This is a genomic window from Weissella viridescens, assembly GCF_003862435.1.
Taxonomy (GTDB): Bacteria; Bacillota; Bacilli; order Lactobacillales; family Lactobacillaceae; genus Weissella; species Weissella viridescens_A.
On record NZ_RHGY01000002.1, the window covers coordinates 1 to 23,370 of the forward strand.

Here is a 23,370-nt window from a genome sequence, read left to right on the forward strand (position 1 = left end):
TCCTTTAGTCGGCATTATCTTGCGAACTTAGTTCAGTGGTAGAACATCACCTTGCCATGGTGGGGGTCGCGGGTTCGAATCCCGTAGTTCGCTTACTGAAATAAAACGTTCCTTATTTTATAAGGGGCGTTTTTTTAATGGAAAATGGTATAATGAACGTAATTCAAATTTAAAATGTGAGGGTATACATGACACATACGAATACGCCAATTTGGGGTACACTTTTATTTATTTTATTCTTTGTACTTGCAACAGTGGCCCTACTTTGGTTATCTAATCGGAGATACAAACAAAAACGTAAAATGGGTAGTTTCATGTATGGTGTTATGGCCATCATTACTGCGCTATTTGCGCTCGCACATGTAGTGCAGTTAATTATACAGTAATTAGAAAAGAGGACACTAATGGACAATCGTGCAATCGGGTACATGGACTCAGGTGTTGGTGGCTTAACAGCAGTAAAACAAGCACTATACCAATTACCAAATGAGCAAGTTAAATATGTTGGGGATACGTTACGCATGCCCTATGGTCCAAGACGAACTGAAGAAGTCGCAAAGTTTGCGCTTCAAATTGGTCAATATCTGAATGAAACGGATGATGGCATTAAGTTACTTGTGATTGCATGTAATACAGCCACTGCTGCAGGTTTACCGTTGTTACAAGAGCATTTGCCAATCCCGGTTGTGGGGGTTATTCAACCAGGTGTTGAATCAGCACTTGATACAACAGAGAACAATGAAGTTGGGGTGATTGCAACCCAGGGTACAGTCGACTCAAACGCTTATTACAATGGATTAATGGCAGCAAATCCAGGAATGGATGTCTATCAAGTAGCAACGCCTGATTTAGTGACACTTGTGGAATCTAATTTAACCAATGAAGATGAAAAGCAAGCCCTTGTGAATGATCAACTAGCTGAATTAATCGATACAGATATTGATACATTGATTTTAGGGTGTACACATTTTCCACTGTTGAGTAAAGAAATTCAAAAGGCAATGGGCGACCAAGTAACCTTGGTGAACGCTGGAGCCGAGGCCATTAATTTAGTTGAGCAGATTTTAGATGATAATGATGCACGTCATGGTATTTATCCCATGGCCAATCACGAAGATGATCTTTACTTTACAACTGGAGATGTTGCACCTTTCCAAAATATTGCGGAAAGTTGGTTAGAAATTCCAGTGACAGTGAAACATTTAGAAGCTGATGACAATGGCTTAAGGTTATCAAAGGAGGGCTAAGCACTTGAAAAAATTAATTTTTGCGTCAAAAAATCCTGGTAAGATTAAGGAATTTCGAGCATTTTTAGCACCTAAAGGAATTGAAGTCTTATCACTACTTGATTTATCAGATGTACCGGAAATTATTGAGAATGGAACGACTTTCGAAGAAAATAGTCTAATAAAAGCACAGACCATCATGGATGCTTATCAATTACCAGTTGTGGCTGAAGATGCTGGACTTGTCGTTGAGGCATTAAATGGTGAGCCAGGCATCTACTCGGCACGATACGCGGGTGATCATGATGATGCAGCTAACAATGAAAAACTATTGAAGAACATGCAGAATGTCCCTGACGATGAACGCCAAGCAAAATTCGTAGCGGTGATTGTAGCATTGAAACCAAACGGTGCTAAGCTTGTGACTTCTGGAGAAGTTACCGGTGAAATTTTGCGTGAACCACAGGGAAATGATGGTTTTGGATATGATCCATTATTTTATTATCCTCCATATGATAAAACCTTAGCGGAGTTATCTGTGGCAGAAAAAAATGAGATTTCACATCGTGGGCAAGCACTAGATCGTTTTGCTGAAGACTTTAATGCATGGTGGGAGGAAGTCTAATGGATTATTTGATTGTTTCTGATGCGCATGGGGATCGTGGTATCCTCGAAAAATTAGTGGCGGATTATCGTGGACGAGTCCAGGCTATGTTTTACATTGGGGATTCCGAACTAAAACATGATGATGAACTGTTCGATAAACTTCTTCCAGTAGTTGGAAACATGGATCGAGATTCAATGTTTCCGGATGACCGGTTATACCAAGAGCAACAAGTTAAAATTTATATGGCTCATGGACATTTGTATCATACTGAACGTGATCTTACTCAGTTGGAAGCAGCAGCTAAAGCCCAAAATGCTGATATTGTTTTAACGGGACATACACATCAACTAGGGGCAGAAATGATTGATAATATTCTATACATTAATCCTGGTTCGATTGCTTTTCCACGTGGACAATATGCCTACTTGAAGGGGACGTATGCTATTCTTTCAGTGTTACCAGATCGGTTTGATGTGCAATTCTATACGCGTGACGAACAACCAGTCGATGGTTTGAAGGTGAGTTTCTCACGCTAAAAAAGTACCACAACCATTGTGGTATTTTTTTATTGAAGGCATGAGTGACGAAATAAGATGGGGCATCCGTGTGTTTTAACTAAAACACGGTACAAGCTAGGGGTATCTTTGGTACAATATAAAGAGTGAATTTGAGAAGCTCGGGAGATATTTGATCATGAATGAAAAAGAATGGGCTGTGAGATTACAACCGTATCAACAGACTGTGGATGAATTGAAAGTAAAGCTGCGTGGGATGCGGCCTGAATTTAATCTTGCAGGAATTCAGACGCCGGTTGAATTTGTAACTGGTCGTGTGAAAACAGTTGATGCGATTGAAGAAAAAATGGTTCGTCGTCACATTGAGGACGAACGTTTAGAAAAAGATATGGAAGATCTAGCTGGTGTTAGAATTATGACCCAGTTTACGGATGATATTTATAAAGTTGTTGATTTATTGCGCCAACGTAAGGATATGACGATCTTAGAAGAACGTGACTATGTGACAAATGCCAAGCCTTCAGGTTATCGGTCTTATCACATTGTGATTGAATACCCACTGCAATTAATTACCGGTGAACATAAAGTTCTGGCGGAAATTCAAATTCGGACGATGCAAATGAATGTATGGGCAACGATTGAACATGCAATTAATTATAAGTATAACGGTGTATACACTGAAGACATGGAGCAACAGCTAAAACATGCTGCTGATTTGTCAAACGAAATTGATGATATTTTCGAACATCTTCATTTAGAGACGAGCGAAACAGACAAAGCATAAGCGAGGCGTATCATGAAAATTGCCATTTATCATAATGATAATGACCATTCTGTTGAAGTTGTAAATGAGTTAAAGACAAAGATTTTGAATCAAAACGATGCTGAAATTGAGTTTGATAATGAACGACCGGATATTGTGATTTCAGTAGGTGGAGATGGGACCCTTTTGTCTGCCTTTCATGCGTATGAACAACAATTGGATCATGTTCGTTTTATTGGTGTGCACACGGGTCACTTAGGCTTTTATGCGGACTGGCAAGATTTCGAACTGGATGATCTTGTGAACAGTCTGGTACATGATTCTAAGGAAGCTGTTGAATATCCCATTGTGCAGGCCGATTTGTTTTTTACAGATCAAACCAAACGAACAATCTTAGCATTGAATGAAATTGTTATTAAGCGCTCATTTGGGACATTGTCGGCAATTGTTGATATTAATGGTGAATACTTTGAACGTTTTCGTGGCGATGGATTGTCAATTGCGACACCAAGTGGTTCAACCGCCTATAATAAGGCAGTTGGTGGTGCTGTGGTAAGTCCGAGTTTGGAAGCCATGCAACTGAATGAAATCGGCTCGATTAATAACCGAGTCTTTCGAACATTAGGGTCACCGGTTATTTTAGGCAAGTCTGATGTGGTTGCTTTTAGGGCGCCAGAGGCAGAGACCGATTCTGTCCAAGTCGCATACGATACGCTACATTTTGTATCAGAACAGATTGAAAAAATTGAATTTAAGATTGCACCAACTAAAATTAAGTTTGCAAAGTATCGCCATATGAACTTCTGGCAACGTATTCAAACAAGTTTTATTGGTCCGGAGGAGAAATAGTGGCATCATTTAGCTGGGTGAATCAAGAGGAAACCCCATTCAAAATTAAAACATTTTTAGCACAACAAGGGGTCTCACACCGGATGTTTTCAATCATTAAACGTGGTGGTGGATCAGTTGAAATTAATGGTCGCCAAGTACGAACGGTTGATGAGATTCAACCTGGTGAACAAGTAGTGATTTCATTGCCACCAGAGCAATCCAATGATGTTGTTGAAACATCACACTTACCATTAGATGTACTCTATGAAGATGAAAACTGGTTAATTGTGAATAAACCTGCTGGTGTAACGTCAGTACCAGGTAAAGCAGATCGGTCCAATACCATGGTAAATCGGGTAAAAGGGTATTTAGAGGATGAAGGTTCGCAAGATTTAGTACCGCACGTCGTTACTCGATTAGATCGATTTACCTCAGGTGTGGCATTATTGGCAAAGCACCGTTTTGCACATGGATTATTAGACAAACAATTGCAAACACACGCCGTGGACAAGCGTTATTTCGCAGTTGTTGACGGAGATTTACCTGATGACCATGGCATCATTGAGGGTCCAATTGGACGTGTTGATGGTGACTTTATTCGTCGGGAAGTTCGCGATGATGGGCGTGCCTCAACCACAGAGTATTGGGTTGAGCACCGCTTTGGTGATATGACCTTGGTACGTGTTCGACTTCATACTGGGCGCACGCATCAAATTCGGGTTCATTTCAGTCACATTGGGCATCCATTAGTTGGTGATGAAATTTATGGTGGTCCAATGGATCGAGGGATTGAGCGCCAAGCCTTGCACGCATATGCGCTTACATTTTATGATCCATTTGCTCAAATGGACCGAAAGACGACGTGCGCACTACCAGATGATATGGTCGAGTTATTGGATGGTTATCAAGTAAAAATATAAGGTAAAGGGGGTGTCTGTATGGCAAATGAAAATAATAACGCAGAAGAAGTTGTTGAAGATATGCGTGACGAAATCAGTGAACAAGCACAAGCCCTTGTGAATGATTTGGAACATGGTGACAAGAAAGCCTTCTTAGAAGGCTTTGACGATTTACACGGTTACGATCGTGGACAATTTTATCTGAACTTGCCATCGCAGTTACGCCAACAAGTCATCGACTGGTTATTGCCAAGTGAAATGGCGGAAGTCTTTGATGAAATGCCAGTTGATGATGATTCCAAACCAGTTAGCTTATTAAAAGAAATGTCACCGCAGTATGCCGCCCAAATGTTAGACCAAATGTATTCTGATAATTCTGTTGATATTTTGGAAGAATTAAATACACATGATCTACGAATGTACTTATCATTGATGCCTGAACAAGACGCTAGGTCTATTCGTGAGCTGTTGAATTATGATGACGAAACAGCTGGGTCATTGATGAGTCATGATTATATTGCTATTAGTGAGACAGATACAATTCCTGAAGCAATGCAGGCCGTGAAGGATGCAGCTAAAGAAGCCGAACAAATTACTTATATTTATGTCTTGAATGCTGAGGATAAATTAGTGGGGGTTGTCTCACTGCGTTCCTTGATGCTTGCCGATGATTCATTAGAATTGAAGGACATCATGGATACGAATCTTATCGCGGTTGGACCTGATGAAGACCAAGAAGATGTTGCGCATATTATGGCCGATTATAACTTCTCATCGCTACCAGTCGTTGAAGATGGGCATTTATTGGGAATTATCATGGTCGATGATATCGTTGATGTTATCGGCGATGAGGCAACCGAAGATTACTCACGTCTGGCCGGAGTTGATGTTGAAAGTGGGGATGATAATCCACTTAAAGCGGCCTTTAAACGGTTGCCATGGTTAATCGGTTTGATTTTCTTGGGAATGGGGACGGCATCAGTTATTGATGGATTTAATGGATTAGTCGCGACTGCCCCCATTTTAGCCGTTTTTATTTCTTTAATTACGGGTACGGCTGGAAATGCCGGAACGCAGTCACTTGCGGTCGCAGTGCGTAAACTTGCCTTTAAATCAACCACCAACGTGTGGAAGATGTTGTTAAATGAAATTTTAATTGGATTCATTATTGGGATTGTTGCTGGTTTGACCATTTTTACCGTTGTGACTGTTTGGAAGCACAATGTACTTTTGGGATTAGCAGTCGGATTAGCCATGGGTATTGCGATTCTGGTTGCCAACGTGGCTGGGGCTTTTATTCCACTCATTATGGATGCCATTCATGTTGATCCTGCTGTTGCGTCTGGTCCGTTCATTTCAACACTATCTGATTTAACATCAGTTTTGATTTATTTTAATATTGCTGGCTTATTTATCCATTTATTTGGTGCCATATAGCCAAGCAAAAAATTGGCTTAGCATTAAGCCTTTTTTATTTGGGAGAAAGAAATGCAAAAAAATAATATGACTCGGCTCCAGATAATGATTTTGGGAGTCCTGAGTGCTTTTGGTCCACTTGCCTTAGATTTATATTTACCTGGATTACCGGTACTACAACGTGAACTACATACGACAGCAGCGATGACGCAGTTGTCAATTACAGCAGCAATGTTCGGATTGGCGATTGGTCAGGTCGTGATTGGACCACTTTCAGACAAACTCGGCCGAAAAAAACCTTTAATCTATGGGATTACAGCGTTTACAATCGCATCATTTGGCATTGCAGTAAGTGATAATATTGGGATGATTATTGCATTACGTCTCATTCAAGGGCTGGGTGGTTCAACTGGAATTGTCCTATCGCTGGCGATGATTACGGATTCTTTTAATGGTATTCAGTTAACCCGTAATGTGGCGATTAATCAAACCATCAATGGCATCTTCCCAATTTTAGCGCCGGTCCTTGGGGGCGTCTTAATTGCACTTGCGGATTGGCGAAGTGCATTTTGGTTACTGGGTGCTTTAGGACTGGTGATTGTTATCCTCATCATTTTCAAGCTACCTGAAACTAACTTAGAGCGTCAAACGGGGTCATTCAGGGCAACTTTGGGTCGGTTTAAAAGTATTCTTGAAAATCGATATTTTATGGCAATGACCTTGATTCAAGGGTTTATGATGAGTGCCTTGTTTGCTTATATTGCTGGTTCTTCGTTTGTCCTACAAGATTTGTATGGTTTGTCAGTTCCTGCCTTTTCAGGGGTGTACGCGTTGAATGGATTTGGCATTCTGTTGGGAGCGAGTCTTTCTGGAAAGCTAGCTGAGAAATACTCAGCTTGGCGTATCTTGAAATGGTTTATGTTGTTTTCAATGTTTGGTGGGCTGCTACTTGTCATGACGCTATTCTTACCAAAGTCAATTTGGCTAACCATTCTGGCATTCTTCCTGATTGTGGCACCAGTCGGTGGGATTAATAGTATGACGACGGCATTAGCTATGGCCCGTGAACACCAAGATGCTGGAACTGCATCGGGAATTCTCGGATTAACCCGTTTTGCGATGGGCGGCATTATGTCACCCTTAGTTGGACTTGGCGGTACAAGCACAATGGTACCGTTAGTTCTCGTCATTGTTGTGGTTCAATTATTAGGAGCCGGAATCTACGGGTTAATGCAGCGTAAGCAGACAGCGTAAATTGTTGCAATCGAATAGCTTTAATGCTATGATTAACTTTGTTGATTAATAAACTCTTAGCTGAGTGGCCAGGGCGAAATGCCCCGGCCGCTCATTTTTTTGGAATTTATTTTAAAAATATGAAACCTTAAACTGAAGGGAGGTTTAAAAATGCCAGAAGTGATTGATAAGGTAGCAGCAGTGCTAACTGATGCTTTGACTGAACAAGGGTTTGACCTGTGGGATGTCCGGTACGAGAAACAAGATGCTGATATGGTTTTGCGTGTCTTAGTCGATCGGCTAGACGGTGACATTAACATGGATGATTTAGTGATGTTAACTGAATTAATTAGTGATCGTGTTGACGAAATCCAACCGGATCCATTCCCAGAGGCCTACCTCTTGGATGTTTCATCACCCGGTGCTGAACGCGACTTAAAGCGTCCACGTGATTTTGATTGGGCCGTGAATAAGACGGTTGAACTAGAATTGAAAACACCAGTGGATGGTGAAATGACCCTAACTGGGACGCTTGTTTCAGCGACAGATGATGAAATTACGCTTGAAGTTGTTGGAAAAAAGGGTAAGCGGACACAAGTAACGTTGCCTATGGACCAAATCAAGCGCGCCCATTTGTCAATTGATCAAGATCGTATTTTAATGACGGATGATGATTTTGCTTGGGCCACTGAAAAGTTGGTACAAGTTTCAACATACCGGAAAATTGATGGTCAAAAAGATTTTGTAGGTGAGTTAACTGAAGTAACCCCAGAAGTATTGGTACTTGCTGATGAAGATGGTCAGACAATTGAAATCCCAAGAGATGTGGTAGCTAAAGCGCGCCATACAAATACGTTCTAGATAAGTGGAGAAAGAAAAATGAGTAAGGAATTGGTGACAGCTCTTAATGCCCTTGAAGAAGAAAAGAACATTAAGGCTGATGTATTAGTAGAAGCCATTGAAGAAGCCTTGAAAAAGGCATATGAAAAGAATTATGACGATGCAGATAATGTTGAAGTAACTTTTGATCAAAAAAAGGGAAACATCAAGGTTTATTCTGTTAAGACCGTGGTTGAAGATGTTGAAGACGCCAATAAAGAAGTCAGCCTATCTGATGCCTTGAATAAAAATAAGGCTTATGAACTTGGTGATGAAATTAAGTTTGAAGTAACACCTTCAGACTTTGGTCGTTTGGCAGCTCAAACGGCTAAGCAAATTATCATGCAAAAGGTTCGCGAAGCTGAACGTGGTAACATCTATGATAACTTCATCACATACAAGGATGAAATTATCACTGGTGAAGTTGAACGTGAAGATTCACGTTTCCTTTATGTGATTTTACCTGGTCAACAAGAAGCGGCCATGAAGCCTGAAGATCAAATGCCAAACGAAAAGTACCAAATGGGTGACCGTATTAAGGTCCTTGTTTCTGATGTTAAGAATGAATCTAAGGGACCACAGGTCTTTGTTTCACGGACACACCCAGATTTGGTTAAGCGCTTGTTCGAATCAGAAGTGCCTGAAGTTTATGATGGTACTGTTGAAATCAAGTCAATCGCGCGTGAAGCCGGAGATCGTTCTAAGATTGCCGTTTACTCACATAATGAAAACCTAGATGCTGTTGGAACAATGGTTGGTCAACGTGGTGCGCGTGTGCAAGCAATCGTGAATGAACTTTCAGGTGAAAACATGGACATCGTTGAATGGACTGAAGATCCAGTCGAATTCATCAAGAATGCCTTGAACCCTGCTGAAGTGGTTGACGTGATTTTCGATCCTGAAAATGAACGTGCCGTAACGGTTTTGGTACCCGATTATCAATTGTCATTAGCCATTGGTAAGCGTGGTCAAAACGCACGTTTGGCAGCACGCTTGACGAACTTTAAGATTGATATCAAGCCTGAAAGCGAACGTGATGCTGTGATGGCTGAATTAGAAAACCCAGCGCCAGCGGTTGAAGAAGTCGTTGATACTTTTGAAGAAGAGTAAGTTGGTAGCCTAAGGAGGAACATGCAATGCGGCAACGTAAAATTCCAATGCGAAAAGATATCGTAACCGGTGAGATGGTGCCAAAGCCTGACCTTGTTCGAATTGTGAAAACACCCGAAGGTGAAGTTGAGCTTGATCCGACGAGCCGAGCAAACGGGCGTGGGGCATACGTCAAATTAGATGTTGACGTTGCCCAACAGGCCAAAAAGAAGCGGACATTTGATCGTGCATTTGGGGTTAAATTACCAGATGATTTTTACGATGAATTGATTGCATATGTTGACCACCAAGCAGCTCGACGGGAGCTATTTGGCGATGAATAACGACCAAAAAATATTGAATTTATTAGGATTAGCACGTCGAGCTGGAAAACTTGAAGCGGGTGAAGATATGGCCTTAAAGGCAATTCGGAACGGTAAAGCTTCCCTGGTTTTTTTTGCCAGTGACGGTGGTCCTAGTACATTAAAAAAGTTTACAGACAAAACGACGAGTTATGATGTACCTATGTGTACACGTTTTTCAAAGGCACAATTAGCTGATGCAACGGGGATGCCCCGAACAGTGTTAGCCGTAGCCAATCGTGGTTTTGCAAAGAAAATGCGACAATACTTAGAACAATAGGAGGATGGCACATGACCAAGCGAATTTATGAGTTGGCAAAGGAACTGAATGTTTCATCAAAGGACTTAGTATCAGAAGCTGAATCAGCTGGATTTGATGTTAAGAACCATATGTCAACAATTAATGACAATCAAGAAAAAGATTTGAAGCAACGTGTTCAAAAGAGCCAATCAAATCAAAAATCTGCCAAGACAGACGCTAAGCCAGCTGCAAAGGCCCAAGCACAAGCCAAGCCAGCAGCAACGAAGAAGTCTGAACCTAAGCAAAACAATGGTGGACAACGTCAAGAGACGAAGAAGCCAGCAACAAATAACAACCAAAACCATGCTAATAACGGTGGACAACGTACGCAAAACAACAATAGCCAACGTCCACAAGGTGGACAAGGTCAAAATCGTGGCGGACAAGGTCAAAACCGTGGTGGACAAGGTCAAAACCGTAATGGTGGTTGGAATAACAACAACCGTGGTGGTAAGAAGGGTAAGCGCGGTCAAAACCGTAATAACCAACGTAACAACGAACCACGTCCAGCAGCACCACAACGTAAGGAACAACCATTACCAGAAGTATTGAACTATACGGTAGGAATGAACGTTCAAGATATTGCAAAGTTGATTCACCGTGATGCAACTGAAATTATTAAGAAGTTGTTCATGCTTGGCGTAATGGTTAACCAAAACCAAAGCTTGGATGGGGATACCATCGAATTGCTTGCAACTGATTACGGCATTGAAGCTAAGGAAAAGATCGAAGTTGACCATTCTGATATCGATAAAATCTTCGAAGAAGAAGCCAATAACGATGAAAACCTTCAACCACGTGCACCAGTCGTAACCATCATGGGTCACGTTGACCACGGTAAGACGACATTGTTGGATTACCTACGTAACACTCACGTGACTGATGGTGAAGCTGGTGGTATCACACAACACATCGGTGCTTACCAAGTGAAGACTGAAGATGATCGTGAAATCACGTTCTTGGATACACCTGGACACGCGGCCTTTACTGAAATGCGTGCTCGTGGTGCCAACGTGACTGACATTACCATCTTAGTGGTTGCCGCTGATGATGGTGTTATGCCACAAACTGTTGAAGCTATTCACCACGCCAAGGCTGCTGGAACACCAATTATCGTTGCTGTGAATAAGATTGATAAGCCAGGCGCAAATCCTGATAACGTTATCAACCAATTGATGCAATACGAATTGATTCCAGAAGAATTTGGTGGGGATACCATCTTCGTGAAGATTTCTGCCAAGTATGGTGAAAATATTGACGAATTGCTTGATATGGTTCTTTTGACAGCTGATGTCATGGACTTGAAGGCAAATCCTGACCAACGCGCGGCTGGTTCAGTTGTTGAAGCTCGTTTGGATAAGGGTCGTGGACCGGTTGCCACTGTGCTTGTTCAACAAGGAACCATGCACATTGGTGATCCAATCGTTGTGGGTAACACATACGGTCGTGTACGTACTATGACAAACGATCGTGGTCGTCGTATCAAGGCTGCGATTCCTTCAACACCAGTTGAAATTACTGGTTTGAACGAAGTACCAGCTGCTGGTGACCGTTTCGTGGTCTTCGAAGATGAAAAGACGGCGCGTGCTGCTGGTGAGGAACGTTCAAAGCGTGCTTTGCTTGAAGACCGTAACCGTAACAATGTTGTTTCAGTTAACGACTTGTTCAACAAGATGGCTGAAGAAAACATGAAGTCTGTACCAGTTATTATTAAGGCTGACGTACAAGGTTCTGTGGAAGCATTGGCAAGTTCACTTCAAAAGATTGATGTTGACGGCGTTAAGGTTGATATCATTCACACAGCCGTTGGTGCGATTAACGAATCCGACGTAACGCTTGCTGAAGCTTCTGGTGCGATTATCATTGGATTCAATGTGCGTCCAACTCCACAAGCTAAGGCGCAAGCCGATGCAGCGGATGTTGATATTCGTCTACATAACGTTATCTATAACGTTATCGATGAAATCGAAGCAGCCATGAAGGGACAACTTGATCCTGAATACAAGGAAGAAATCGTCGGAACTGCTGACGTTCGTGAATTGTTCAAGGTTTCTAAGGTTGGAACTATCGTTGGTGGTATGGTAACTTCTGGTAAGATTACCAGTGATTCATCCGTTCGTTTGATTCGTGACGGCATCGTGATCTTTGAAGGTAAGCTTAACTCACTTCGTCGATACAAGGATGATGTTAAGGAAGTTAAGAATGGTTACGACTTCGGTTTGACGATTGAAAACTACAATGACGAAAAGATTGGTGACGTAATTGAAGCCTATGAAATGGTTGAAATTAAGCGTTAATCTAACCGAAAACAAGCATAGAGGAGGTCAATGATGGGACAACAAAATTTCCGAGTTGGTCGCTTAGAACAAGAGATTCAACGCGAAGTTAACGACATTTTGTTAAAGCGCGTCCGTGATCCTCGTGTTCAAGGTGTGACTGTAACAGGTGTTGAGGTGACTGGTGATTTGCAACAGGCCACAATCTACTACAGCTTATTATCAGATTTAGCGTCTGTTAATAAAAAGGCTGCAGAAGGTTTGGATGCTGCAACTGGGCTCATTCGTAAAGAGTTAGGTAGTCGCTTAACGATTTACAAAACACCCGAATTAATTTTCAAAAAAGATGATTCAATTCAATATGGTAACCATATTGATGAGTTGATTCGTCAACTTGATCAACAAGATTAAACCCAAAAGGTTCGGTTAACGCCGAACCTTTTTTGTATGCGCTCATAAATTTTGATACAATTAAAGGAACTATAAAAACGTTTAAAAAAGGGAATATAACATGCAATTACGTCCATTAGAAAAGAGAGATTTACCGTACATTTATAAACAAGAAAATGCACGTCGGGTTATGGCCCTTTGGTTTGAAGAACCCTATACCTCATTTGATGAATTAGAAATTCTATATGATAAGCACGTTTTGGATCAAGCGGAACGTCGGTTTGTGATTGACGTCAATGATGAATTTGCTGGTGTTGTCGAATTGGTGTACATTGATAATTTACATCGTAATACCGAAATTCAGATTATTGTTGAAGAAAAGTTTCAAGGACAAGGACTCGCTCAAGAAGCAATGCGAGCTGGTTTAGAATATGCTTTTAACGTGATTAATATGCATAAGGTTTACTTGTATGTTGACGTTGAAAATACAGCTGCTGTTCATATTTACCAAAAGATTGGGTTTGAAATGGAAGGCACGCTTAAAGAACAATTTTATGCGAATGGACGATACCATGATAGTTATATGATGGGAATGGTCTGGAGTAGCTTTAAAGCGATTGAAGCACAAGAAAAAAATAAAGGTTGAGGTACGCATGATGGAAGGGATTCTCCCAATCTATAAAGAAACTGGCATGACGTCCCACGATGTCGTCTTTAAGTTAAGAAAAATTCTGCAGACCAAAAAGGTCGGCCATGCTGGAACGCTTGATCCAAATGTCGATGGTGTTCTACCAGTTGCTATTGGTAAAGCGACGAAGAGCATTGAATTTTTGCAGGATGCTGGGAAAGTCTATACTGGAACGATTACCTTGGGATTCTCAACAACAACAGAAGATCTTGATGGCGAAATTGTTGATGAAGTAACGCATTTAGAACCATTGACAGTTACGGAAATTGATACAGGGCTAGCTAATCTTGAAGGTGATATTATTCAAATTCCACCGATGTTTTCAGCTGTAAAAGTAAATGGACGACGATTATATGAATATGCACGAGCCGGGGAAACGGTTGAGCGACCAAAACGTGATGCAACCATCTATGAATTTAAGCGAACCAGTTTACCGGTTTTTGATACAGCAACGCAAACACAAACCTTTGCTTTTAAGGCAGTTGTATCAAAGGGAACGTATATTCGGACCTTAGCAGTTGATCTTGGTAAACAGTTCAACTTACCTTCTGTGATGAGCCAACTGACACGTCAATCAGCAGGTGGCTTTACTTTGGCTGAAAGTCATTCTTTGGCAGAAGTAGCAGCTGAAATGGAAGCCGTTGGACAAATCGATGACTGGCTTTTGCCAATTGATCGGGCGGTTGCCCAGTACCCCAGTGTGGCACTCCCAGATGACATCTGGTCTTTCGTTAAAAATGGAGTTGGCTTACCAGTAGAGGCATATCCAAAGACGTCAGAAAGAATTGTGATTACACACAACGATGAAGTGAAATCAGTATTTGAATGGTCTGATCGGAAACAACAATATCGACCATATCGAACATTTAAAAATGAGTAAGCATAGAAGCAAGGATGGTTAAGCGCATGGAAGTATATCAGTTACATCATCCATTTGATGAAGCAGCAGTTGATCAGACACCCAAGGTATTGGCAATGGGATTTTTTGATGGCATGCATTTGGGGCATCAAGCCGTGCTTAAACAGGCACGTGATATTGCACATGACTTAGGATTGCCATTGGCAGTGCTGACGTATGATCAACATGCTTCAGTCGTATTTGAAGCACATGAACAGCCTTTACGCTACCTCACACCGTTAAAGCGTAAACTTGAATTATTAGCCGAGCTTGGTGTCGATCAAACGTATGTGGTTAACTTTACTGCCGCGTTTGCGGCGCAAATGCCCCAAACTTTTGTGGACCACTATATTGTAGGCTTAGGTGCACAGGTGGCCGTAGCCGGTTTTGATCATACCTATGGTGCTGATGCCAATTCGGCAGATATGGCACACTTAACTGAATATGCGCAAGGGCGTTTTGAGGTGTGTGAAGTGGCTAAAATTGAACATTTGGGTCAGGAGAGTGCCTCAAGTTATTTGCGCACATTGGTAGATGAAGGTGATGTGGATACGTTACAAACGTATTTGGCAATGCCTTACCAAACAAGTGGGGTCGTAGTTCATGGTGAAGCACGTGGACGCCAAATGGGGTACCCGACGGCAAACGTCGAAACGCCCAATGACGAACGGTTACCAGGTGTTGGCGTATATGCTGTTTCATTAAAGATTGGCGATACCTGGTACCCGGGAATGGCATCAATTGGATATAATGTCACTTTCGGTGAAAATAGGCCCAAAACGGTCGAAATTAATTTGTTTGATTTTGCCCAAAATATCTATGGTGAGGCAGTGCAGGTGCAATGGCATCACTATGTTCGTGGTGAGGTTAAATTTTCAGGAATGGACACGTTAAAAGCACAACTTGCTCATGACGAAGCGACAATTCGCGATTATTTTAAAGTAAAAGAGAGTAATGAGGCAGGAATAAATGGCATTTGATGGATTATTTACCCATGCAATGACGAAAGAATTAAATGATACATTGGCTGGTGGCCGCATTATGAAGATCCACCAACCATATCCAAACGAAGTTTTTTTGGTGGTTCGCAATAACCGTAAAAATTACCCCGTTTTATTGAGTGCACACCCTATGTTTGCGCGCGCACAAATCTCACAAATTAAGTATAAGAACCCCCAAACGGCACCTAACTTCGCGATGATGTTACGTAAGCATTTGGAAGGTGCACAACTTTTACGCATTGAGCAAGTCGAAAATGATCGTATTATGCGTTTCGTGATTTCAGGACGCAATGAACTTGGGGATGAAGACCGCACGGTTTTGATTCTTGAAATGATGGGACGTCATTCAAATCTATTTTTAGTTGATGAGGCGAGTCAAAAAATTATCGATCTGATTAAGCACGTACCTGCAGATCAAAATCGTGTCCGCACACTTATGCCCGGTGGGACGTATGTACAACCGCCAAAGCAAGATGTATTGAACCCATACCAAAGTTTGGATGGGTTAGCGAACTTGATTTTAGATTATCGTGACCAAACTGAATTGGCTAAGCAAATCCAAAGCCATTTTCAAGGTTTTGCACGTGATTCAGCAAACGAATTAGCAGCAGTGGTTCAGAATGATGGGGATGCCATGGCGCATGCGCAAAACTGGTTGGACCATTTTAATCAACCGGAACCAACCTTGGTCGATACAGAAAAAGGGCTCCAGTATGTGCCATTCCCATGGCAGACTGTGACAGGCGAGACGACGGAATTCCCAACGCTAAGCGCTGTATTAGATGCTTATTATGAAGGTAAATCAGAACGTGACCGTGTTCAACAACAAGCTGGTTTAGTGCTACGGGTCATCCATAACGAGCTCAAAAAGAACAAAACAAAAATTAAGAAGCAACGGGCTGAGTTAGCTCAAGCGGATCATGCAGATGAGTATAAGGTTAAGGGTGAACTACTCACGACTTATATGCACCAGATTGAGCGCGGCATGACTGAAATTGAGTTGCCAAATTATTATGATGATAATAAGCCGATGAAGATTCAGCTATCAAATCAACTAAGTCCATCACAAAATGCGCAGCGCTATTTCACTCGTTATAATAAGCTTAAAGCATCAGTGAAATATCTGAATGAACAGATTGCTTTGGCACAAAAAGAAGTCGATTACTTTGAGAATTTGCAAGCGCAAGTTGACATTGCGAGCCCCAAGGATATTGAGGAAATTCGCCAAGAGCTGATTCAAGAAGGCTATTTACGTGTTCAAAGTAAAAAGAAGCAAAAGACACCGGTTAGTCAACCAGAGGTGTTTTATGCGACTGATGGAACAGAAATTGAAGTGGGTAAAAATAACTTACAGAATGAGCGTCTTTCAATGAAGACTGCCAATAAGTCTGATATCTGGATGCACACTAAGGATATCCCAGGGTCCCACGTCATTATTCATGATCCAAATCCAAGCGAGCAAACGTTAGAAGAAGGGGCCCAATTGGCGGCGTACTTCTCTAAGGCTCGCGATTCAGCAAACGTACCAGTCGATTATTTACCAGTACGTCGATTGCGAAAACCAAATGGTTCAAAGCCAGGTTTCGTCATTTTTGAAGGTCAAACAACGATGACAGTGACGCCATCGTACACAACTGTTCAAAAATTACGTCAAAAGCCAAAAGCCTAAAAAAACACGTCGTTCTTGTGAGCGGCGTTTTTTATTTATTAAAAAATAATTAGGAAAAGCACTTAGCAGGCATGGATGACAGCGGATATGGTACGCTTGTTGTGATAAATAATGATTGATAAAAATGGGATGAATTTGAAACTAGAGATGGGAGTTGGGGTATGAAAACGATTTTGAATGCATTGCAAGATGCAAATAAAACCTATCAGGCAGAACTATTGCAACTAGCGAAAACAAATCAGGTGACACTGGCCGAATGGCATTTATTGGATGCGCTGGCTCAGGGGTGGGATACGCAAGATAAGTTAGCTCAGGCGATGAAACTTGATCACTCAACCCTCTCACGTCAACTGAAGGCGTTGGGGAATAAAGGTCTTGTTGAGAGTGAAGCGATTAGTCGAGATAACCGCCAATTGAAATACACACTTTCAGAAAATGGGACAACAGTTTTAGCGACGCTGACAGATCAGGCTCAAGCATATAGTAAACAGATCTTTTCAGTTTGGTCTGAAGATGAACAACAAATGATGAAAATTTTATTGAATCGATTAGAAAATTCTTTAGCTAAAAATGAAATTGCCTAAAGCAACCAGAATCTGGTTGTTTTTTTTGTGATAAAACCATGAGGACGCGGTTTATGTGATATTTTACTATATATTTATAAGCCAAAATTATGATAGAATATGGGAAGTTTTTAGAAAAGACAAAAAAAGGAGGTGGAGTATGACGGTCGCCATTGTAACAGATTCCACTGCTTATCTGACAGAAGATGAAAGCTCGAAATTAAATATTGAAGTGGTGCCAATTCCGGTCATCATTGATGGCACGATGTATCAAGAAGGCGTTGATTTGAAACGAGAGTCGTTTTATGAACGCTTAGCTCAGGCGGAAAACTTTCCAACGACATCACAACCTGCCGTGGGGGACTGGTTGACCTTGTTTGAACGACTAAAGCAGGAGGGCTATGATGAAGCATTGGTCATCAATCTTTCATCCACAATCTCCGGAGCCGGACAAACTGTAGCAGGCTTAGCGTCAGAAATTCCCGATTTTAAGGTCCATGCCTACGATTCTAAGCTAACGGTTAGGATAATGGGTCAACTTGTACTTAAAGCGGCTGAGATGGCTCAACAGGGAGCTAGTGTGGCTGAAATTACGGAAACTTTAGACGCCCTACGTGAAACGATTGATGAATATTTTGTTGTTGATGATTTACAGAATTTATCACGTGGTGGTCGGCTATCAAATGCCTCAGCCTTAGTTGGAACCATGCTAAAGGTTAAACCGATTTTAACGTTTGACCCAAACACAAACTATATCGTTCCTTTTGAAAAAGTTCGTTCCATGAAAAAAGCATTGGCGCGAACAGAACAATTATTTGAGGCTGCCATTACTGACGTTGATTATCCGATTCATGCCATTGTGATTTATTCTAATAATGAAACGCAAGCTGAAAAATGGATGGCAGAATTACAAGCACGTTTTCCAGAAGTGCATTTTGAATTATCTTATTTTGGTCCAGTCATTGGGACCCATCTAGGTGCTGGGTCATTAGCCTTAGGGTGGATGCGTGATCCAAATTCTATATAATTCCGTACCTATTTTTAAAAATTGTGCCATAATAGAGGTGTAGTTTTTTTAAAAGTGAGGAAAAAGAGATGTCAAATGTAAAAATTGTAACAGATTCTTCAGCGATTTTAAGTGATGAAGAAGTTGAAACCTATAATGTGACAGTCATTCCAATGAGTTTGACGATTGATGGGACGCTTTACCAAGATGGAGTCACAATTGGTCGAAATGAGTTTCTTGATAAGATGAAAGTGGCCAAGGAATTACCAACTACTTCACAACCACCAATCGGTGAATTTACGAAAGTGTATGAAAATTTAGTTGCAGATGGGGCGAGTGTCATTTCTGTCCACATGTCAGGTGGTCTATCAGGAACAGTTAATGCGGCCAAGCAGGCAGCTGAATTGGTTGATGGTGACATAACGGTTGTGGATTCAACCTTTATTGATCGTGCTGAAGCCTTCCAAGTACTTACGGCAGCCGAACTAGCGCAACAGGGTGCGACGGTTCCTGAAATTCTTGAACAAGTCGTATTAACGCGCGAGAAATCAGTGTCGCATATTTTTGTCGCTGAAATGGATAATCTGGTTAAGGGTGGACGAATTTCAAAAACAGCCGGTGCAGTTGCTAGCTTATTGAATATTCATGCTGGGTTGCATCTGGCAGACGGTGGTTTTGCAATTGATGTTAAGGCGCGTGGTGCCAAAGCAATTAAAAAATACATGCACAAAATTATTGACGATATGCAAGCCTTACCAGTGGGAATGCGACGAATTGATGTATCCCATGCGGGGGTACCGGAAAAAGCTAATGAATTAACAGAGGCGCTCCAAACAGCATTTCCAGATGTAACGGTGCATACCTTTGAAACATCACCTAATTCTGCAACTCATGCCGGAGCGGGTGCGTTAGCGATTGCCTACGAGACAAAATAAGGTTGTAAGCAACGTCATTCAGGAAAGCTTTCAATTGCCAGAGTTCGTTTGAATATGGCATAATAAAAGAAAATAATGCAGACTGCGAGGAAAGATATGGCTCAGGTTAAAATTGTGACTGATTCAACGGCATTGATTAGCCCAGAAGAAGTTGAAAAATTTGGAATTACGGTGATTCCATTAAGCGTAATGATTGATGGAACCGTTTATCAAGATGGTGTAACAATCGGACGTAATGAATTCGTTGAAAAGATGGCTGAAGCAAAGAACTTACCAAGTACCTCACAGCCACCGCTAGGCGTATTCACAGAGGCCTATGAACGTTTAGCTAAAGATGGTTCACAAATCATTTCAATTCATTTGAGTAAAGGTTTGTCAGGAACAGTTGATGCTGCACGTCAAGCGGCGATGTTGGTGAATGCTGATATTACAGTTTTGGATTCTGATTTCATTGATCGAGCTGAAGGTTTCCAAGCTCTAGCCGCAGCTGAATTAGCACAAACTGGTGCCTCAAAGGATGAAGTTTTGGCTAAAATCCAAGAAGTACATGATAAGACTCAACTGTACTTAACGGTGGCGGAATTAGATAACTTGGTTAAGGGTGGTCGTCTATCAAAAACAGCTGGATTTGTTGCTGGTTTGATGAATATCCAAGTTGGGGCCCATGTCGTTAAGGGTGATATTGAAGTCGAAGTTAAGGGTCGTGGTGCCAAAGCGATTAAGAAGTATATTAATGGCATTATCGAACAAATGAAGGCCGAACCAACGGGAATTAAGTATATTAATTTTGCTCATGTTGGTATTCAAGAAAAAATTGAAGAATTAGCCAAAGAAGTACAAGAAATTTTCCCAGATGCTGGGATTCAAGTCTTTGAAACTTCACCAACTGTGGCAACACATGCCGGTCCAGGTGCATTAGGTATTAGTTACGAAGTTAATTAAGCATATACCAAGCAATTAACATCCAGTTAATTGCTTTTTTTGTGCTAAAATTAGTTAACTAAAAAAATAAAAGCGAGGGACATTATGCGACGTCCATTTTTTTCATGGTTGATGACGCAACGTAACCCTGTTGCGGCGAATGAGGTTCAGACATTTGCAAATGGGGCTTTTTACGATCAACAGTTCCCAAAGCAAAGTAGTGATTTTGATGAAATTTCACGCTATTTGGAAGAGAATGCAAATTATTTGCATACTGTCACAACATTTGATGAAGCCTGGTCACAATATTTGGCTTCTGAAACGTAATTGAAAGGAGTGCTCAATGGCACAAATTATACAATGGTATCCCGGACATATGGCGAAGGCCTTCCGGTTGATGCGCGAAAATATGAAGCATGTGGACATCGTGTTTGAACTAGTGGATGCACGTATCCCAGCTTCTTCTCGTAATCCGGAACTGGATGAAGTGCTTGGACAAAAGCCACGTTTGTTAGTCCTAACGAAAACTGATTTGGCTGACCCAGCCCGGACTAAAGAATGGGTCCAATATTTTAAGGACCAAGGTTTGGCCGTGGTTGCGTTGGATACTCGTGGACATAAGACACCGCAAATTATGACAAAAGCAGCCCGTGAAGTTTTAGCGGATAAATGGGCCAACCTGGCTGAAAAAGGGGTCAAAGATAAGGCCATTCGTGCCCTTGTTGCTGGAATTCCAAACGTTGGTAAGTCAACCCTTTTGAATCACCTCGTGACTAAAAATGTTGCCATTACCGGTGATCGTCCTGGTGTTACAAAGAAACTACAGTGGTTAAAGACGCCGACTAACTTGGAACTGCTAGATACACCAGGGGTCCTTTGGCCAAAGTTTGAAGATAAGCGCGTTGGTGAACATTTAGCCATGACGGGGGCCATCAAGGATCAATTAATCAATAATGATGATGTGGCCTTAGGCATGATTAAATTCATGCGTGATTATAACCCTAAAGCAATTACCGAACGCTATCACTTGCCCGAAGATAGTTTTGACACCATGAGCGATGTTGATATTTTGCTCTTAATTACGCAAAAATTAGGCTTTAAGGATGATTACGATCGTGCTGCTGAACGGATGCTAATTGATTTACGTCGTGGCAAGTTGGGGCAATATACCTTAGAAGTTCCGGCTGATCACATTGGAGAGGTTGTTGATGACTGAGCCTAAGTCCACGATTGCCCAGATTAAAGCAGCTCTGCAAGATCACCCAAGTTCTGCAGAGCTTAAAAGCTGGCGTCAAGATGAGCGGGCAGGGGTTCAAAAATTAATGACGCAATATGATAAGCAACAAGCTAAAGTTGACCAAATGCGTGAGGCATTTCAGCAACGGCTTAGTTTTGAACAAAGCGCATGGGAACAAGGACAACGCATCGCGGGGGTCGACGAAGTTGGTCGAGGACCACTAGCGGGACCTGTCGTTGCAGCCGCTGTCGTGATTGATGAGTCATTTGATTTATTAGCCGTGCATGATTCCAAGCAACTTTCAGAAAAAAAGCGGTTAGCCCTAGACGCCCAAATTAAGGCAGAAGTTGTTGATTATGCTTTTGGCGTAGTCGATGCCCAAACCATTGATGAAGTCAATATATACGAAGCCAGTCGAATTGCTATGAAACAAGCGATTGAACAATTGACTGTCCCAATTGATGGGTTAGTGATTGATGCCATGACGGTTGATTTACCATTACCTCAGGAAAAATTGATTAAAGGGGATGACCGTAGTATCAGCATTGGAGCTGCCTCAATTCTCGCAAAAAATTATCGTGATCAATTGATGGCGCAATATGACGAAACTTATCCTGGTTATGGCTTTGCGCACAATGCTGGCTATGGGACGAAAGCGCATTTAGATGGTCTTAAAGCGCAAGGTGCATCGCCAATTCATCGCAAAACGTTCGCTCCAGTTAAAAATTATGTATAAAATACGTTGCATGGCGTCTCTTTTTTTAAATAAAGGGGGGACAAACATGCAACGTATTTTTTTGTTGTGGTTAATGTTATTGCCAATTACGGTGAAACAACGTTCGCATATTTGGGCGTGGGCCCAAGCCAGACAAGCGTATCGGTGCAACTTAGCATGGATGGAAGATTGTGGGTTTTCTGATACCCAACAACAAAAATTAAAGCATTGGTATACGCAGACATCATGGTCAACATTGTTGGGGCATTTGCAAAATGTTCCAACGCTTACCATCCTTGATGATGCTTATCCATTTTGTTTAAAAATGATTGCGCAACCACCACTGGTATTGTTCTATGCGGGAGATTTATCCTTATTGAAACGTAAAACAGTGGCAATTGTGGGGAGTCGACAAATACAAGCCAATACACTCGCCGTGCTGAAGACGTGGGTGCCAGAACTTGTCCGACAAGGGTATACCGTCATTTCCGGAAATGCAGCTGGAGTCGATAGTGTGGTACATCGGTTAGTTTTAGGCCAGCGTGGTCAAACTATTGCAGTAATTGGCACTGGACTAGATTATTGTTATCCCAAAACAAACAGTGCCTTACAAAAATACATTAGTGAAGTGGGATTGGTATTGTCCGAATATTTACCTTGGTTTGGGCCAAAACAATGGCACTTTCCAGAGCGTAACCGGATTATTGTTGGTTTAACTCAAGATGTGTTCATCTGCCAAGCTGCCCAGAAGTCAGGCACAATGGTGACAGCAGAAATCGCTTTAGATGAAAACCGTAACCTCTGGGTATTACCAGGTAATGTACTTGATCCAGCCTATGCGGGCAGTTTCGATTTAATTCGTGAGGGGGCGCAAATCCTTATCGATGTCACCGATTTTACACAGGGAAACGATAATATGTAGCTAAAATTGAACGACTTTTTAGTCAAAA

At 41.7% G+C, this 23,370-nt stretch carries 26 protein-coding genes and 1 tRNA gene; all 27 read left to right on the forward strand.

Annotated elements, in window-relative coordinates; genetic code table 11:
- The first annotated feature begins 21 nt into the window (after positions 1-21).
- Positions 22-93: transfer RNA gene (locus tag D3P96_RS02520), tRNA-Gly, on the forward strand.
- A 311-nt stretch (positions 94-404) separates the two neighbouring features.
- Positions 405-1,247, forward strand: a complete 843-nt coding sequence (gene murI, locus D3P96_RS02525) for a glutamate racemase (RefSeq protein ID WP_124942835.1) — start codon at positions 405-407, stop codon at positions 1,245-1,247.
- Between the two features lie 4 nt (positions 1,248-1,251).
- Positions 1,252-1,851 (forward strand): XTP/dITP diphosphatase, encoded by a 600-nt coding sequence (locus D3P96_RS02530; RefSeq protein WP_124942836.1) that lies wholly within the window; start codon positions 1,252-1,254, stop codon positions 1,849-1,851.
- A complete protein-coding gene (locus D3P96_RS02535) occupies positions 1,851-2,369 on the forward strand; it encodes a YfcE family phosphodiesterase (RefSeq protein ID WP_124942837.1) in 519 nt (172 codons plus the stop codon). The genes D3P96_RS02530 and D3P96_RS02535 overlap by 1 nt, the downstream gene beginning before the upstream one ends.
- Before the next feature lie 157 nt (positions 2,370-2,526).
- Positions 2,527-3,132 (forward strand): GTP pyrophosphokinase, encoded by a 606-nt coding sequence (locus tag D3P96_RS02540; protein ID WP_124942838.1) that lies wholly within the window; start codon positions 2,527-2,529, stop codon positions 3,130-3,132.
- 12 nt (positions 3,133-3,144) lie between these two features.
- Complete coding sequence (locus D3P96_RS02545; RefSeq protein ID WP_124942839.1) at positions 3,145-3,960, forward strand: NAD kinase; 816 nt, start codon at positions 3,145-3,147, stop codon at positions 3,958-3,960.
- Positions 3,960-4,862, forward strand: coding sequence for an RluA family pseudouridine synthase (locus D3P96_RS02550; protein WP_124942840.1), 903 nt, complete (start codon positions 3,960-3,962; stop codon positions 4,860-4,862). The genes D3P96_RS02545 and D3P96_RS02550 overlap by 1 nt, the downstream gene beginning before the upstream one ends.
- A gap of 18 nt (positions 4,863-4,880) precedes the next feature.
- The gene (mgtE, locus tag D3P96_RS02555; RefSeq protein WP_124942841.1) at positions 4,881-6,278 is read left to right on the forward strand and encodes a magnesium transporter; all 1,398 of its coding nucleotides are present in this window, start codon (positions 4,881-4,883) and stop codon (positions 6,276-6,278) included.
- A 51-nt stretch (positions 6,279-6,329) separates the two neighbouring features.
- The gene (locus D3P96_RS02560; RefSeq protein WP_124942842.1) at positions 6,330-7,511 is read left to right on the forward strand and encodes a multidrug effflux MFS transporter; all 1,182 of its coding nucleotides are present in this window, start codon (positions 6,330-6,332) and stop codon (positions 7,509-7,511) included.
- A 150-nt stretch (positions 7,512-7,661) separates the two neighbouring features.
- Positions 7,662-8,351, forward strand: coding sequence for a ribosome maturation factor (locus D3P96_RS02565; protein ID WP_124942843.1), 690 nt, complete (start codon positions 7,662-7,664; stop codon positions 8,349-8,351).
- 18 nt (positions 8,352-8,369) lie between these two features.
- Positions 8,370-9,479, forward strand: a complete 1,110-nt coding sequence (gene nusA / locus D3P96_RS02570) for a transcription termination factor NusA (protein ID WP_124942844.1) — start codon at positions 8,370-8,372, stop codon at positions 9,477-9,479.
- 26 nt (positions 9,480-9,505) lie between these two features.
- Positions 9,506-9,802 carry an RNase P modulator RnpM gene (gene rnpM, locus D3P96_RS02575; RefSeq protein ID WP_124942845.1) on the forward strand — a complete coding sequence of 99 codons (297 nt, stop codon included), beginning with the start codon at positions 9,506-9,508 and terminating at the stop codon, positions 9,800-9,802.
- The gene (locus D3P96_RS02580) at positions 9,795-10,100 is read left to right on the forward strand and encodes a YlxQ-related RNA-binding protein (RefSeq protein ID WP_057743290.1); all 306 of its coding nucleotides are present in this window, start codon (positions 9,795-9,797) and stop codon (positions 10,098-10,100) included. Before rnpM ends, D3P96_RS02580 begins: the two co-directional genes overlap by 8 nt.
- A gap of 11 nt (positions 10,101-10,111) precedes the next feature.
- A complete protein-coding gene (gene infB / locus D3P96_RS02585) occupies positions 10,112-12,418 on the forward strand; it encodes a translation initiation factor IF-2 (protein WP_124942846.1) in 2,307 nt (768 codons plus the stop codon).
- A gap of 33 nt (positions 12,419-12,451) precedes the next feature.
- A complete protein-coding gene (gene rbfA, locus D3P96_RS02590; RefSeq protein WP_057743296.1) occupies positions 12,452-12,808 on the forward strand; it encodes a 30S ribosome-binding factor RbfA in 357 nt (118 codons plus the stop codon).
- A gap of 100 nt (positions 12,809-12,908) precedes the next feature.
- On the forward strand, positions 12,909-13,433 hold the full coding sequence (locus D3P96_RS02595) for a GNAT family N-acetyltransferase (protein WP_124942847.1): 525 nt from the start codon (positions 12,909-12,911) through the stop codon (positions 13,431-13,433).
- A 10-nt stretch (positions 13,434-13,443) separates the two neighbouring features.
- Positions 13,444-14,355 carry a tRNA pseudouridine(55) synthase TruB gene (truB, locus tag D3P96_RS02600; protein WP_124943041.1) on the forward strand — a complete coding sequence of 304 codons (912 nt, stop codon included), beginning with the start codon at positions 13,444-13,446 and terminating at the stop codon, positions 14,353-14,355.
- Positions 14,356-14,381: 26 nt separating this feature from the next.
- Positions 14,382-15,353, forward strand: a complete 972-nt coding sequence (gene ribF, locus D3P96_RS02605) for a riboflavin biosynthesis protein RibF (RefSeq protein ID WP_124942848.1) — start codon at positions 14,382-14,384, stop codon at positions 15,351-15,353.
- Positions 15,343-17,043, forward strand: coding sequence for an NFACT RNA binding domain-containing protein (locus D3P96_RS02610; RefSeq protein ID WP_124942849.1), 1,701 nt, complete (start codon positions 15,343-15,345; stop codon positions 17,041-17,043). Before ribF ends, D3P96_RS02610 begins: the two co-directional genes overlap by 11 nt.
- Positions 17,044-17,204: 161 nt before the next feature.
- Positions 17,205-17,627, forward strand: a complete 423-nt coding sequence (locus D3P96_RS02615) for a MarR family winged helix-turn-helix transcriptional regulator (protein ID WP_124942850.1) — start codon at positions 17,205-17,207, stop codon at positions 17,625-17,627.
- 139 nt (positions 17,628-17,766) lie between these two features.
- Positions 17,767-18,633 carry a DegV family protein gene (locus D3P96_RS02620; protein ID WP_124942851.1) on the forward strand — a complete coding sequence of 289 codons (867 nt, stop codon included), beginning with the start codon at positions 17,767-17,769 and terminating at the stop codon, positions 18,631-18,633.
- A 68-nt stretch (positions 18,634-18,701) separates the two neighbouring features.
- Positions 18,702-19,547, forward strand: coding sequence for a DegV family protein (locus D3P96_RS02625; RefSeq protein WP_124942852.1), 846 nt, complete (start codon positions 18,702-18,704; stop codon positions 19,545-19,547).
- 96 nt (positions 19,548-19,643) lie between these two features.
- Complete coding sequence (locus tag D3P96_RS02630; protein WP_124942853.1) at positions 19,644-20,489, forward strand: DegV family protein; 846 nt, start codon at positions 19,644-19,646, stop codon at positions 20,487-20,489.
- Positions 20,490-20,573: 84 nt separating this feature from the next.
- The gene (locus D3P96_RS02635) at positions 20,574-20,795 is read left to right on the forward strand and encodes a YozE family protein (RefSeq protein WP_124942854.1); all 222 of its coding nucleotides are present in this window, start codon (positions 20,574-20,576) and stop codon (positions 20,793-20,795) included.
- Between the two features lie 16 nt (positions 20,796-20,811).
- Positions 20,812-21,684, forward strand: a complete 873-nt coding sequence (gene ylqF / locus D3P96_RS02640) for a ribosome biogenesis GTPase YlqF (protein ID WP_124942855.1) — start codon at positions 20,812-20,814, stop codon at positions 21,682-21,684.
- Positions 21,677-22,441, forward strand: coding sequence for a ribonuclease HII (locus D3P96_RS02645; protein ID WP_124942856.1), 765 nt, complete (start codon positions 21,677-21,679; stop codon positions 22,439-22,441). The genes ylqF and D3P96_RS02645 overlap by 8 nt, the downstream gene beginning before the upstream one ends.
- Before the next feature lie 46 nt (positions 22,442-22,487).
- Positions 22,488-23,342 carry a DNA-processing protein DprA gene (gene dprA / locus D3P96_RS02650; RefSeq protein WP_185696065.1) on the forward strand — a complete coding sequence of 285 codons (855 nt, stop codon included), beginning with the start codon at positions 22,488-22,490 and terminating at the stop codon, positions 23,340-23,342.
- The last annotated feature ends 28 nt before the right edge of the window (positions 23,343-23,370 follow it).